Origin of the sequence: Pseudomonas sp. NFX183 (assembly GCF_047943075.1) — a bacterium.
Lineage (GTDB): Bacteria > Pseudomonadota > Gammaproteobacteria > Pseudomonadales > Pseudomonadaceae > Aquipseudomonas.
In genome coordinates this window covers 3,445,647-3,459,799 of record NZ_CP181333.1, presented here as the reverse complement: position 1 = coordinate 3,459,799, position 14,153 = coordinate 3,445,647, and the positions used below count along the sequence as shown (strand labels likewise).

At 60.1% G+C, this 14,153-nt stretch carries 14 protein-coding genes; 4 read left to right on the top strand and 10 right to left on the bottom strand.

What is annotated here, in order from left to right:
• Nucleotides 1–102: 102 nt before the first annotated feature.
• Complete coding sequence (locus ACM530_RS16080) at nucleotides 103–666, bottom strand: NAD(P)H nitroreductase (RefSeq protein ID WP_242199932.1); 564 nt, start codon at nucleotides 664–666, stop codon at nucleotides 103–105.
• Nucleotides 667–805: 139 nt separating this feature from the next.
• On the opposite strand from ACM530_RS16080, the gene ACM530_RS16075 reads away from it, so the two are divergent.
• The 3 genes from ACM530_RS16075 to ACM530_RS16065 are packed head-to-tail and all read left to right on the top strand — an operon-like array spanning nucleotide 806 to nucleotide 4,444.
• Entirely contained in the window at nucleotides 806–2,245 is a 1,440-nt protein-coding gene (locus tag ACM530_RS16075; RefSeq protein WP_416362664.1) for a di-heme oxidoredictase family protein, read from the top strand.
• A 31-nt stretch (nucleotides 2,246–2,276) separates the two neighbouring features.
• Complete coding sequence (locus ACM530_RS16070) at nucleotides 2,277–3,341, top strand: imelysin family protein (RefSeq protein WP_145165436.1); 1,065 nt, start codon at nucleotides 2,277–2,279, stop codon at nucleotides 3,339–3,341.
• Between the two features lie 2 nt (nucleotides 3,342–3,343).
• Nucleotides 3,344–4,444 carry a DUF1513 domain-containing protein gene (locus tag ACM530_RS16065; protein WP_416365098.1) on the top strand — a complete coding sequence of 367 codons (1,101 nt, stop codon included), beginning with the start codon at nucleotides 3,344–3,346 and terminating at the stop codon, nucleotides 4,442–4,444.
• A 121-nt stretch (nucleotides 4,445–4,565) separates the two neighbouring features.
• Here the strand turns inward: ACM530_RS16065 and ACM530_RS16060 are convergent, their stop codons facing one another.
• From ACM530_RS16060 to colR, 5 genes are all read right to left on the bottom strand, one after another.
• On the bottom strand, nucleotides 4,566–4,793 hold the full coding sequence (locus ACM530_RS16060) for a hypothetical protein (protein WP_145165438.1): 228 nt from the start codon (nucleotides 4,791–4,793) through the stop codon (nucleotides 4,566–4,568).
• Complete coding sequence (locus tag ACM530_RS16055; protein WP_416362663.1) at nucleotides 4,790–5,509, bottom strand: lipopolysaccharide kinase InaA family protein; 720 nt, start codon at nucleotides 5,507–5,509, stop codon at nucleotides 4,790–4,792. The genes ACM530_RS16060 and ACM530_RS16055 overlap by 4 nt, the downstream gene beginning before the upstream one ends.
• A 4-nt stretch (nucleotides 5,510–5,513) precedes the next feature.
• Complete coding sequence (locus tag ACM530_RS16050) at nucleotides 5,514–6,194, bottom strand: class I SAM-dependent methyltransferase (protein WP_416362662.1); 681 nt, start codon at nucleotides 6,192–6,194, stop codon at nucleotides 5,514–5,516.
• Between the two features lie 188 nt (nucleotides 6,195–6,382).
• A complete protein-coding gene (locus ACM530_RS16045) occupies nucleotides 6,383–7,663 on the bottom strand; it encodes a sensor histidine kinase (RefSeq protein WP_416362661.1) in 1,281 nt (426 codons plus the stop codon).
• A complete protein-coding gene (gene colR, locus ACM530_RS16040) occupies nucleotides 7,653–8,336 on the bottom strand; it encodes a two-component system response regulator ColR (RefSeq protein WP_003208587.1) in 684 nt (227 codons plus the stop codon). Before colR ends, ACM530_RS16045 begins: the two co-directional genes overlap by 11 nt.
• A 201-nt stretch (nucleotides 8,337–8,537) precedes the next feature.
• Here colR and ACM530_RS16035 point away from each other — a divergent pair, with 201 nt between their 5' ends.
• Entirely contained in the window at nucleotides 8,538–10,487 is a 1,950-nt protein-coding gene (locus ACM530_RS16035) for an LTA synthase family protein (protein ID WP_369302110.1), read from the top strand.
• Nucleotides 10,488–10,575: 88 nt separating this feature from the next.
• Here ACM530_RS16035 and groL read toward each other — a convergent pair whose 3' ends face one another.
• The 4 genes from groL to ACM530_RS16015 form a co-directional block, all read right to left on the bottom strand.
• Complete coding sequence (gene groL / locus ACM530_RS16030; protein ID WP_106578329.1) at nucleotides 10,576–12,222, bottom strand: chaperonin GroEL; 1,647 nt, start codon at nucleotides 12,220–12,222, stop codon at nucleotides 10,576–10,578.
• A gap of 50 nt (nucleotides 12,223–12,272) precedes the next feature.
• Nucleotides 12,273–12,569: a co-chaperone GroES gene (locus ACM530_RS16025; protein WP_017846112.1), complete on the bottom strand. Its 297-nt coding sequence runs from the start codon at nucleotides 12,567–12,569 to the stop codon at nucleotides 12,273–12,275.
• Nucleotides 12,570–12,816: 247 nt separating this feature from the next.
• Nucleotides 12,817–13,293 (bottom strand): FxsA family protein, encoded by a 477-nt coding sequence (locus tag ACM530_RS16020; RefSeq protein WP_416362660.1) that lies wholly within the window; start codon nucleotides 13,291–13,293, stop codon nucleotides 12,817–12,819.
• Nucleotides 13,294–13,359: 66 nt separating this feature from the next.
• Nucleotides 13,360–14,091, bottom strand: coding sequence for a HugZ family protein (locus ACM530_RS16015; RefSeq protein ID WP_416362659.1), 732 nt, complete (start codon nucleotides 14,089–14,091; stop codon nucleotides 13,360–13,362).
• Nucleotides 14,092–14,153 lie beyond the last annotated feature (62 nt).

Sequence of the window (14,153 nt, the reverse complement as noted above, 5' to 3'; positions counted from 1 at the left end):
CCGGGCTTGCCCGCGATGGCGGTGGGTCAGTCCATACCTTTATGGCTGACACACCGCTATCGCAGGCAAGCCAGCTCCCACAAAGAGCAGAACTGCAGAGGTTTAAAGGCCAGTCCAGGCCTGAACAAACGCCGCCACATCTTCCTTCGGCGCAACACGCGGCGGGTTCTGCGGCGTGCCCAGATAAAGGAAGCCAATCACCTCCTCATCCGCCGTCAGCCCCAGGCCTTTGGCGACGTGAGCCGAGTAAGACAATTCCCCGGTGCGCCACACGGCACCAATGCCCTGTGCATAAGCCGCCAGCAGAATACCGTGGGCCGCACACGCAGCCGCCAGCAGTTGCTCGGATTTTGGCACCTTGAAGTGTTCTTGCAGGCGGGCAATCACCACCACCACCAACGGCGCGCGCAGTGGGCCGTTCTGGGCTTTGTCGATGGCGGCTTGCGGCGCGTCGGCGTCTTGCAGGCGCGCCGCTTCGGCCAGCAGCGTGCCCATCTGCTCGCGGGCCGCGCCTTCGACGGTGAGAAAACGCCATGGGCGCAACTGGCCGTGGTCCGGCGCACGCATGGCGGCGGCGAACAGCACATCGCGCTGCTCCTGGGTCGGTGCCGGTTCCAGCAAACGCGGCACGGAAACACGGTTGAGCAAAGCGTCGAGAGCCTGCATTGGCCACCTCCAGAGAAAAATGTGCGGCCATTCTAGCGGGAATGAATCGGATTCGACCAAACGATAATTGCTCTTATTCATTGAGCCCCGCCCTGTTAGACTTTGCGGCCTAATTTTGGCCATTGCTTCAGGAAACTTGATGTTCGGTTCGCTTTTTCGCCTGTCCGCAGCGTTGATGGCCTTGAGCCTGACCGCCTGCGATGACCCCCCACGTTTCACCAAGGCCGAACCTGGTGAAGCGCGAGCCGGCGGCGCGACGACGGTGAACAAGCGCGACCAGAACGCCTTTTCCCTGCCCTCGGCCAACCTGGCGCCGACCCGTCGCCTGGACTTCAGCGTCGGCAACAGCTTCTTTCGCAGCCCGTGGGTGATCGCGCCGTCCACCACCACCGCGCGCGACGGCCTGGGCCCGCTGTTCAATACCAACGCCTGCCAGAACTGCCACATCAAGGACGGCCGGGGTCACCCACCGTTGCCCGACGCGCCCAATGCGGTGTCGATGCTGGTGCGCCTGTCGATTCCCGTGCCTATGACAGAGCCGGCGCCCTACGCCAAAATCATCGAGCAGCTCGGCGTAGTGCCCGAGCCGGTCTACGGCGGGCAATTGCAGGACATGGCCGTGCCGGGCGTGGCGCCGGAAGGCAAGGTGCGCGTGGATTACACAGCGGTCAACGTAACGTTCAAGGACGGTACCGTGGTCGAGCTGCGCAAGCCCGACCTGCACATCACCCAGCTCGGCTACGGCCCGATGCGTCCGGATACACTTTTCTCGGCGCGCGTCGCCCCGCCCATGATCGGCCTGGGCTTGCTCGAAGCCATCAGCGACGCCGATGTGCTGCGCAACACCGACCCGAAAACGGCCGACAAAGAAGCCCTCGTCGGCCGCGCCAATTGGGTCTGGGATGACGCCCAGCAGAAAACCGTGCTCGGGCGCTTTGGCTGGAAAGCCGGGCAGCCCAACCTCAATCAACAAAATGTTCACGCGTTTTCTGGTGATATGGGCCTCACCACGTCCCTGAGACCCTTTGATGACTGCACCGACGCCCAGGTCGCCTGCAAACAGGCCCCCAACGGCAATGGCCCCGATGGCGAGCCGGAAGTCAGCGATAACATCCTGCGCCTGGTGCTGTTCTACACCCGCAACCTCGCCGTGCCGGTGCGCCGTGGCGTCAACACGCCGCAGGTACTGGCCGGCAAAAACCTGTTCTACCAAGCCGGTTGCCAGGGCTGCCACAAACCCACGTTCACCACGGCCGCAGCCGCCGCCGAACCCGAACTGGCCAACCAAGTGATTCGCCCTTACAGCGACCTGCTGTTGCACGACATGGGCGCAGGCCTGGCCGACAACCGCAGCGAATTCAAGGCCGGTGGCCGCGACTGGCGCACGCCGCCGTTGTGGGGCATTGGCCTGACACAGACCGTCAGTGGCCACACCCAGTTTTTACATGATGGCCGCGCCCGCAATCTGCTCGAAGCCGTGCTGTGGCATGGCGGTGAAGCACACGCGGCGCAGCAGCATGTGCTGTCCTTTAATGCCGAGCAGCGTGCCGCGTTGCTGGCGTTCCTGAATTCTTTATAAGCTTTGCCGCACTTACAGAAGGGAGCTCGACATGTTTCGTCCCAAGTTGTTGTTCACCAGCCTGGCCGCCCTCGCCCTCGGCGCCTGCTCGCCGCAGGACCCGCAAGCGGTGACCTCGGCGGCCATCGCCAAGCAAGTGATCCTGCCGACCTACAGTCGTTGGGTTGAAGCCGACCGCCAACTGGCCGTCAGCGCCCTCGCCTACTGCCAGGGCAAAGAAAGCCTGGAGACCGCCCGCGCCGACTTCCTCCACGCGCAAAAAGCCTGGGCCGAGCTGCAACCGCTGCTGATCGGCCCGCTGGCCGAGGGCAACCGTTCGTGGCAAGTGCAGTTCTGGCCGGACAAGAAAAACCTGGTCGGCCGCCAAGTCGAACAACTGGTCACCGCCCAGCCGCAGATCGACGGCGCGGCCCTGGCCAAGTCCAGCGTGGTGGTACAAGGCCTGTCGGCCTACGAATACATCCTCTACGACGCCAAGACCGACGTCGCCGACGAAGCCCAGAAAGCCCGTTACTGCCCACTGCTGGTCGCCATCGGCGAGCGCCAGAAAGCCTTGGCTGAAGAGATCCTGGCGAGCTGGAACAGCACCGACGGCATGCTCGCGCAGATGACCAAGTTCCCCAACCAGCGCTACGCCGATTCCCACGAAGCCATCGCTGACCTGCTGCGCGTGCAAGTCACTGCGCTGGACACGCTGAAGAAAAAACTCGGCACGCCGATGGGTCGCCAGACCAAGGGCATCCCGCAACCGTTCCAGGCCGATGCGTGGCGCAGCCAGTCGTCCCTGCAAAGCCTGGAAGCCAGCCTGGCTGCGGCCCAGACCGTATGGGCCGGCGTCGACAACAAAGGCCTGCGTGGCTTGTTGCCGTCGGAGCAGAAGCCGTTGGCCGACAAGATCGACGCCGCCTACGCCGCGTCTTTGAAGCTGTTCGCCAGCAATCAGCGCACGCTCAATGAAATGTTGGCCGACGACGCCGGCCGCCAGCAGCTCAACGACATTTACGACAGCCTCAACGTGGTCCACCGCCTGCACGAAGGTGAGCTGGCCAAAGCGCTGGGCATCCAACTGGGCTTTAACGCCAACGACGGTGACTGATGATGCTCAGGCGACAGGCTTTGGCGGTGGGCAGCCTGCTGCTCAGCGCGCTCACGTTGGGCGGTTGGACGCTGTTCAAGCAGAAGGGCTCGAACAGCCCGCTGCTGCTGTCCGCACGGGATGATGCGGACGGCAAGCACTACGCCGTGGGTTATCACCTGGACGGCAAGCAGGTGTTTGCCACCCAGGTTGGCCAGCGTTGCCACGACATCATCAACCACCCGACGCTGCCAATTGCACTGTTTGTGGCCCGTCGCCCGGGCACTGAGAGTTACTTGATCAACCTGCGTGATGGCGCGTTGCTGCAGACCATCACGTCGAATGCCAATCGCCATTTCTATGGGCATGCGGTGATCCACAAGAGCGGCGACTGGTTGTATGCCACCGAGAACGACACGTCCGACCCGGGCCGTGGGTTGCTGGGTGTGTATAAGTTCGAAGGCGAACGGCTGGTGCACAGCGGCGAGATGTCCACCCACGGTATCGGGCCGCACCAGGTCTCGTGGATGCCCGACGGAGAAACCCTGGTGGTGGCCAACGGCGGGATTCGCACCGAGGCTGAAAGCCGGGTTGAGATGAACCTCAATGCAATGGAGCCAAGCCTGGTATTGATGCATCGCGATGGCCGGTTGATCAGCAAGGAAACCCTGGCCCAGCAGATGAACAGCGTGCGTCATATGGGGATTGCCGGCGACGGCACAATTCTCACGGGGCAGCAGTTCATGGGGCCGTCTCAGGAACGGTCCGAGTTGCTGGCGATCAAGCGACCGGGGCAGCCGTTTGTGGCGTTCCCGGTGGCGGATGAGCAACTGCAGGCGATGGGGCATTACACCGCCAGCGTCGCAGTGCACAGTGAGTTACGCCTGGTCGCGCTGACGGCGCCACGGGGCAATCGCTTTTTTATCTGGGACATGGACAGCGGCGAACTGCGCCTGGATGGGCCTTTGCCCGACTGCGCCGGCGTGGGTGCGGTAGCGGACGGGTTTGTGGTGACTTCAGGCCAGGGACGCTGCCGTTTCTACGACTGCCGCCAAAAGCAGTTGGTGGCTAAGCCGTTGGAGCTGCCGTCCGGGTTTTGGGATAACCATCTGCACGTGATTTGAAATCGGCACCCGTCCGTGACTGCGGCCACGGACAGATGCTGGGCCCCAAATCAACAGGCAAAAAAAGGACCTCGCATCGCAAGGCCCTTTCTCGGGGGTTTGAATCTGTTCAACGCTTTATTCAGCTCTGCGGCCTCATGCCCTGAGACATCCCGAACATGAACAACAACAACTCATGATCAGGCTTGACCGCCACATTCGCCTTGGCGATGCGCGGTAACGGACATTGCCCGCCCCCTTGCACCGCACTGAGCACTTGTGTCCGAGGCAGCTCCCAGGCAGCCAGTGCCAGGGCTGAAATGCCCAACGCGCCGACCAGGAACAAACCTCGTGCTATTTCTAGCTTCATCTGGTTAAACCCTTGATAGCGCTGCCAAACGCCGTCTCGTAAAAGTAGCTGAGTTTTTTCCAGTCGGTATCGTTCCACGACGAATGGCGCCGCAGTTGCAGCATGTCATGGGACGCCGCCCGATAAGCGGTCAAACGCTGCCGGCATTTTTCAAAATCCAGCAACGCCACTTCTACTTTGGCCGAGTCGCCTTCGCCGGTTACGCGTACGAACACGTGCTTGATGTACAGGCAGCCATGCTGCCAGCGGCCTTTGTGCATACGTGCCAGGGTGCCCGCCAATTCCTTGAGCAAGCGCTCATGCACCGCCTCACCGTATTGCTCACGACCACCGGCGGCGTACCAGTTTTCGATTTCGTCGAAACCGTCGAGCGACGCAGTCACCAACAACGCTTTCCATTGATGTTCAGGGTCGCGACGTGCCTCGCAGAACACCAGCTCCGGCACGCGTACATTCAATGAACGCAAACCCCTGAGGGCATCACGCTCACGCAGTACGGTCGGGTGCCCGAACGGGTGAAGCCAGCTGCGATAGATGTGACCGGTCTGGCGTTTGCTGTAAAGCAAGCGGCCGTTGGGGCTCATCACGCGTTGCACACCACTTTCACCGCCACGTCGGCGATTGGGTTCTTCAACCCACTCGCCCTGCAGGCGCCAGAAAAAATCGAATCGTTCTTCGGGAGCTACATGACTGCCTACTACGCACTCAACTGCCATCCTGTTACCTCTTACGCAATACATATACTCGCCACATGGCGTAGAGCGGTATGAAGTCCAGGGATTCCTGAACACGGAAACCGGCCTGCTCAAACTCTGCCTCGACAGTAGCAGCCGGTAACACAAACCGGTTTTGGTAACCTTCTTGCTCACCTTTGTTGCGACGTTTCACTTCGGCGCGTTTGCGTTTCCAGGCCTTGAAATTGCCATCCACCCACAACGAAACAATCACGCTGTCACGGGTAACCCGCTGAAATTCTCGCAGTATTGTCATCCTGTGCGCCGGATCACCAATGTGGTGCAGCAAGCGCATGCAGAAAATACTGTCGACCGAGTTATCCGGTAAATCGATATCAAAGGCAGACGTCTGCAAGGGTCGTACCCGTTTCACCACGTCCGCTGGCTGAGCAACGGTCGCGACCTTGAGCATCGACGCTGAATTATCGGCCCCGATAATCACACGGTTGGGTTTCTCAGCCAACAGCGGCCAGAAGCGCCCGGCGCCGCACGGCAGGTCCAGCACCAGGCCAGGTTCGCCGGCCATGGCCAGCGCACCCCGCGCCAATTGCTCGTCGCGCTTGTGGGACAACCGGCGAGCCAGATTGTCCTGATGCTTGAGCAAATAATTTTGCGCGTGCTGATCGTCGTACTTTTCAGAAAAATCGAGCTTGATCGGGGTAGACATCAACGGATCTCCAGTAGCTGATGCCTACAACCTTATGCAGCGAACTGTGATCAACAGGTCAACCCGTTGTGAAAAACTTGTCCTGTCCAATCTCATACATTTCAAGACTTTACAGACACAAGCAATAGCATGGGGCCATCTTCGCCGATTTACGGGGATGTCTGGCAGGATAACGGCAGGGGCAAGTGTCAGGGCTTGACCTGACTCAACTGCACGTGAAAACGACAGCCGTTGGGTTCCATCGTGCTGAGGCTGACCGTCCAACCCTGGTTCTCACAGATACGCTGCACCAGCGACAAACCCAGGCCAAGCCCTTCGCCGCGCTTTTCGCTGCCGCGCACGAACGGCTCGAACATCGCCTCACGCTTGTCTTCGGGAATCCCTACACCGGTGTCCTCCACCACAAAACCGCTGGGTTCGAGGGTCAGGCGGATGAAGCCCTGTTCGGTGTAATGCAGGGCATTGCGCAGCAGGTTGCCCATAACGGCGTGGAGAAAAGTGGTGTTGTAGCGCGCGTCCGAAGGGTTGCCTGGCTGGTAGATCAACGCCAGGCCTTTGCGCTCGATCGGCTCGCGCCAGATGCCGAGCAAATCGTCCGCCACCTGCGGCAGCGTGACCTGCGGCGACATGGCCGCTTCATCGTGTTCGGCACGCGCCAGCATCAGGAAGGTCTGCACCAGCTCGCGCATTTCTTCGCAGGCGCGCGCGATGCGCTCAACCTGATTGCGGCCGCGCTGATCGATCGCCGGGTTTTCCAGCAACAGTTCGCAGGAGCTGGCCAGCACCATCAAAGGCGTGCGCAATTCATGGCTGACGTCACTGGTGAACAATTGCTCGCGTGATAACGCCTGACGCAGACGCCCCAGCGTGGCATCGAAGGCCACGGCCAGTTCGCCGACTTCATCCGCCGCATAATCGGGTGCCAGCGGTGGCGCCAGGCCCAGCAACTGGTCGCGATGACGCACCTGACGAGCGAGCCGCACCACCGGCGCCATCACTTTGCGCGCCAACACCCAACCAAGGAACACCGCCAGCGCCAGGCTGAGCACGAAGCCCACCAGCACCACGGCAAATAAAACCCGCTCGCGCTCCTCGAAGTCGCTCTGGTCCTGCAGCAGGACATACCGACGGCCATCCACCACTTCGACCATGGCGTGGTACGACAGCGCCTCGCGGAACACCTCATGAAAGCCGGGTTCCAGGTGCCGCAAATCCTTGGGCAGCTCGAAATCCCCGCGCCCACCACTGAAATAGAACAGCTGATCGGGCTCCGGCCGGTGGCTCCAGTCCTCGACGCTGTCCATCAACAACAGCCGTTGCAGGTCGCCGCCCAAGCCCGCCGAAATCAGTTTTTCTTCTACCAGGTGCACGGTCGCAACAATGCCCATGGCGAACGCCCCTGCCACCAACGCACTCATCAAGGCAAAGGCGATGATGATCCGCTGGGCAAGGCTTTGCTTAAACTCCATCACGACCCTCGGCCAGGCGATAACCCACACCGTGCACGGTTTGCAGCAGCGGCTTGGCGAAGGGTTTATCGATCACTTGGCGCAATTGGTGGACGTGGCTGCGCAGGCTGTCGCTGTCCGGGCAGTCATCGCCCCACAAGGCTTCCTCGAGAATTTCGCGACGCAGCACATGCGGGCTTTTTTGCATCAACACCGCGAGCAACTTCAGGCCCACGGGGTTGAGTTTGAGCAGGCGCCCCTCGCGGGTGACTTCCAGGGTATCGAGGTCGTAGTTCAAGTCGCCGACTTGCAGGGCGCGGCGGCCGCCACCCTGGGCACGGCGCAGCACGGCTTCAATGCGGGCGGCCAACTCCGACAGGGCGAACGGCTTGAGCAAGTAATCATCGGCGCCGGACTTGAAGCCCTGCAGCCGGTCATCCAACTGGTCGCGGGCGGTGAGCATGATCACCGGCGTGTCGCGGCGCGCGTCTTCACGCAGGCGTTTACACAAGGTATAGCCATCGATGCCAGGCAGCATGATGTCGAGCACGATCAAGTCGTAATGCTCGGTAGCGGCCAGGTGCAGGCCCGACAAACCGTCCTGCGCACAGTCCACGGTGTAGCCCTTTAGCCCCAGGTAATCGGCCAGGTTGGCCAGAATATCGCGGTTGTCTTCAACCAATAAAATTCGCATGGGCAGTGTCTCCGTACGCGGTAACGGCCGTGTTGGCTCGCGCAGCTTAAGGCCAAGTGTGGCTCAGGGATAGACCTCAGAGCCGTGTCGATAAAGGTTTTCAACCAATAAGATAAACCAACAAGTTTTTCACTATAGCTTCACAAACTGACTACAGTGTCAGGCCGAAGATCACCGCCCATCGATATAAGGAACATAGACATGGGGTTTCTCAAAACAGCGCCTATGCGCTTTCTGCTGCTCGTCACCGGCACCTGGCTGGTTATTTTCCTGATCACCCGCGGTGTGCTGCTCGTCACGCACCTGGACGAAGTCGGTGGCAACCTGCTGCCGGTGTTTGGCGTCGGCTTGCTCTACGACCTGGGCTTTCTCACCTACGCCGCCCTGCCGCTGGGCCTGTACTTGCTGCTGTGCCCGCCCGCGCTGTGGCATCGCCGCGGCCATCGCTGGTTCCTGCAGGCCGTGCTGACAGTCAGCCTGTTCGCGATGCTGTTCACCTCGGTTGCGGAGTGGCTGTTCTGGGATGAGTTTGGCGTGCGTTTCAACTTTATCGCCGTCGATTACCTGGTGTACTCCAATGAGGTATTGAACAACCTGTTGGAGTCCTACCCGATCGGCAAGCTGCTCAGTTTGCTGGCGATGTTGGCGATTGTGTTGAGCCTGGCCCTGCGCAAACCCTTCAACGCGGCGATGCGCGCGCCTCTGCCGCCCATGCGTGGGCGGCTGCTGAATGCCTTGGGCTTATTGATCGCCGCCGGGCTCAGCCTGCAATTGATCAGCCAGGACAGCCCACGCGCCCAGGGCGGTAACGCTTACAACAATGAATTGGCCAGCAATGGCCCGTATCAGTTTTTCGCCGCATTCCGAAACAACGAGCTCGATTACACACAGTTCTACAAAAGCCTGCCTGACGACGTCGTCGCCAGGCAATTGCGCGCCGAACTCAGTGAGCCCAATGCGCGCTTCGTCGGCACTGACCCGCTGGACATACGCAGGGCAATCACCAACCCCGGCACATTGCGCAAACCCAACATCGTGCTGGTGACCATCGAAAGCTTCAGCGCCAAGTACATGGGCAGCAACGGCGATGGGCGCAACCTCACGCCCAATCTGGACGCCTTGCGCAAACAAAGCCTGTACTTCAGTAACTTTTATGCCACCGGCACCCGTACAGACCGTGGCCTGGAGGCGATCACGCTGGCGATTCCCCCTACGCCAGGCCGCTCGATTGTCAAACGTATCGGGCGTGAAAGCGGTTTCGCCAGCCTCGGCCAACACCTCAGTGCCATCGGCTACGACAGCGTATTTGTCTACGGCGGGCGTGGTTACTTCGACAACATGAACGCGTTTTTCAGTGGCAACGGTTACCGGGTAGTGGACCAGAGCAGCGTGGCCGAATCAGAAATCTCGTTCAAAAACGCGTGGGGCATGGCCGACGAAGACCTCTACCGGCAAACCCTGAAGCTGGCCGACGCCGATTACGCCAAACAGCAACCCTTCTTGCTGCAACTGATGACCACCTCCAATCATCGCCCCTACACCTATCCGGAAGGGCGCATTGATATCAAGTCCGGCAATGGCCGTGACGGCGCGGTGAAATACACCGACCACGCCATCGGCGAGTTCCTCAATGCGGCACGCCAGAAACCCTGGTTCGATAACACGATCTTCGTGTTTGTCGCCGACCACACCGCCGGCAGCGCAGGCAAAGAGGACCTGCCTGTCGCCAACTACCAGATCCCGCTGTTCATCTATGCACCCAAGCTGATTGAAGCGCGTGAAACCGCACAACTGGCCAGCCAGATCGACCTGGCGCCCACCTTGCTGGGCCTGATCAACCTGAGCTACGAGTCAACCTTCTTCGGCCGCAACCTGTTGCAGGACAATCCGCTGCCGCCGCGCGTCGTCATCGGCAACTACCAACACCTTGGGCTGTTTGACGGCAATGACCTGGCGATCCTCAGCCCGCGTCAGGGCCTGCGTCGCCATGACCAGGCGCTGGGTGAGAGCCAGGAGTTGCGTGTGGGCAGTGACGACCCGTTGATCCAGCGCGCAATCACCTACTACCAAGGCGCGAGCTACGGCTTCAAGCAACAATTGCTGAGCTGGAAGGCACCCAAGGAAGTCATCCCGCAGGTGAGCACGCGCTGACCGGCGTGCCGGCGGCAAATACCGCGCATAAAAAAACCCCGCCTGCATCACTGCAGGCGGGGTTTTTCAGGTGCCGGGTAAGGCTGGCTTACATCATGCCGCCCATGCCACCCATGCCGCCCATGTCTGGCATACCGCCGCCAGCCGAGCCTTCTTTCTTCGGTGCATCAGCGATCGCAGCTTCGGTGGTCAGGATCAGACCGCCGATGGAGGCCGCTGCCTGCAATGCCGAACGGGTCACCTTGGTAGGGTCCAGGATGCCCATTTCGATCATGTCGCCGTAGACGCCAGTGGCAGCGTTGTAACCGTAGTTACCTTTGCCGTTCTTGACTTCGTTGACCACAACGCTCGGCTCGTCGCCGGAGTTGGCAGCGATCTGACGCAGTGGCGCTTCAACGGCGCGACGCAGTACAGCGATGCCCACGTTCTGGTCAGCGTTGTCGCCTTTAAGGTCAACCAAAGCTTCCAGAGCACGGATCAGCGCAACGCCACCGCCAGGTACCACGCCTTCTTCAACGGCTGCACGGGTTGCGTGCAGGGCGTCTTCAACCCGGGCTTTCTTCTCTTTCATTTCAACTTCGGAACCAGCGCCAACCTTGATCACTGCAACGCCGCCGGACAGCTTGGCCAGACGCTCTTGCAGTTTTTCACGGTCGTAGTCCGAGGAAGTTTCGGCAACCTGGGCACGGATCTGAGTGATGCGAGCCTGGATGTCCTGGTCTACGCCAGCACCGTCAACGATGATGGTGTTTTCCTTGGAGATGGTCACGCGCTTGGCGCTACCCAGGTTTTCCAGAGTGGCGCTTTCCAGGCTCAGGCCGATCTCTTCGGAGATAACGGTACCGCCAGTCAGAACAGCGATGTCCTGCAGCATGGCCTTGCGACGGTCGCCGAAGCCTGGAGCCTTGACGGCTGCGACTTTAACGATGCCACGCATGTTGTTCACGACCAGCGTCGCCAAGGCTTCGCCTTCAACGTCTTCGGAAACGATCAGCAGTGGGCGGCCGGCTTTGGCAACGGCTTCCAGCACTGGCAGCATTTCGCGGATGTTGGAGATCTTTTTGTCGACCAGCAGGATCAGCGGGCTGTCCAGCTCGGCAACCATGGTTTCTGGCTTGTTGACGAAGTACGGGGACAGGTAGCCACGGTCGAACTGCATGCCTTCTACAACCGACAGTTCGTTTTCCAGGCCAGTGCCTTCTTCAACGGTGATCACGCCTTCTTTACCGACTTTTTCCATGGCTTCGGCAATGATGTCGCCGATGGAGCTGTCGGAGTTGGCGGAGATGGTGCCGACCTGAGCGATAGCCTTGGTGTCAGCGCATGGCTTGGACAGGTTTTTCAGCTCAGCAACAACAGCGATGGTCGCCTTGTCGATGCCGCGCTTGAGGTCCATCGGGTTCATGCCGGCAGCGACGGCTTTGTAGCCTTCGTTGACGATAGCTTGAGCCAGAACGGTAGCGGTGGTGGTGCCGTCGCCTGCGTCATCGTTGGCACGAGAGGCAACGTCTTTGACCAGCTGCGCGCCCATGTTCTCGAAACGGTCTTCCAGTTCGATTTCTTTTGCTACCGAAACGCCGTCCTTGGTGATGGTCGGAGCGCCGAAGCTCTTCTCGATGATCACGTTACGGCCTTTAGGGCCCAGGGTCGCTTTTACTGCGTCAGCCAGGACGTTGACACCGGTGAGCATTTTTTTGCGGGCGGAATCGCCGAATTTAACTTCTTTAGCAGCCATGATCGATATTCCTTAAATTCTTTGGAGTAACGGAAAAATGAGCGGGAAAATCAGCCTTCCAGTACAGCGAGAATTTCGTTCTCAGCCATTACCAGCAGGTCTTCGCCGTCAACTTTCACAGTGTTGCTGCCGGAGTAAGGGCCGAAAACAACCTTGTCACCGACTTTAACGGCCAGCGCACGCACTTCACCGTTTTCCAGAGTCTTGCCTGGGCCTGCAGCGACGATCACACCGTGGTTGGCCTTTTCAGCAGCCGAACCTGGCAGAACGATACCGCCAGCGGTTTTCTTTTCTTCTTCGCTGCGACGGATAACGACGCGGTCGTGCAGAGGACGAAGCTTGCTCATTGTCGATCTCTCCTAATTGTGTTTTTCATCGGCCGGTATCGGTACCGGCGGGTTGTATTCCGGCTGTGCCGGTCACGCCTCGCCAAGCAAGACGCGGAAGTCTGTCTGGTGTCGCCACCAGAAACCTTGCGGTGACCGTTACATAAGGGCGCATAAGCTTATTACAAGGGGCCGCGGCGGAAATTTTTTATGTTTGCCGAAGCATAAAAGCAACACGGCACCCGAAGGTGCCGTGCCAATAAAGCGGTTATTTGCTGTCGCGGTGTTCGAATTCGCCTTCGATCACATCGCCCTCGCGTCCCAACGGCGGGCGCGGAGCCGGGCCACCACGGGGTTGCAGGTCATCGGCGAACGCACGCTGGCGAATCGCCGCTTCTTCGGCGCGCTGGCGCATCTTGCGAGCCAGCAGCTTGCGAGTGACCGGCAGCAACATCACCAGGCCGACCACGTCGCTGATGAAACCCGGCAGGATCAACAGGCCACCGGCCAGGGCCATCATCAGGCCTTCCAGCATCGTTTGAGCGGGCAGTTCGCCGCGGTTCAGGCTTTCACGCGCACGCAACGCTGTGGCCAAGCCGGCGACGCGCAGCACCAGAACGCCGAGCATCGAGCCGAGAATGATCAATAACAGTGCCGGGAAAAACCCGATTGCACTGCTGACTTGAACGAATACGAACAGCTCCAGCACCGGGAACAGCAGAAAGAGCAATAAAAAAGGGCGCATCAAATGGTTCCTCAACGCAAGAATGCCTTGCCAGTCCACCTTAGATGACGTCGCCATTTCGTGAATTCAAGCGTTGGCAGGCTCTTTTTTCGGCCAGACCTCAGCGTGAGCCAATGAAACCAGGGCTTCGCGTACTTGTGTCGGAGTGTTGCAAGGCGTCGCGAACGGCAACCAATGCAGCGACTGGCCAATGCGCAGGTGCATGCCTTCGCTGTCGATGCCGGCCAGTTGCGCGGGTTCAAAGGTCGGCAAGCCGGTCAGCGCGACGTAATGGGCAATGGCCTTGGTGTGGTCGGCGTTCATGTGCTCGACCATGCTGCGCTCAGCCTTGCCTGCAAACGGGTTGGCCAGTGTCAGGTGGTCAACCCAGTGGATCGCACCAAACCCGCCTATATAGCGGTGACGCACCGGCTTAAGTACCCAGAAGTCGAAATCGTGAGCCTGGTGGTAGTTGGCCGAATCGGGGAAGTAACGGTAATAACGCTCGGCAGCCGCTTCAATGGCAGCAGCGTCTTCCAGTTTCTCGGCTTCAGCCAGGTAGGTCAGGCGCCCCACTGCCTGCACGTCATCGGCCTCGCGCTCACCCACCAGCAGCGAGCACTTGGGGTCTTTCTGCAGGTTATGGGTGTGCTGGGCGATACGGCTGATCAGGATCAGCGGGCGGCCCTGCTCGTCGAGGCAATACGGCACGACCGAGCCGAAGGGAAACCCGGGCATGGCTTTGGACAATGTGGAGAGAGCCCCACGGTATTCCTTGAGCAACAGCTCTCGGGCGTTCTTGGCAACGTGCGCGCTCAACGTATGACTCCTCGGGTTTTCCGCCGCCCACAGCATATGGGAATGGATCTCAACACAAGGTA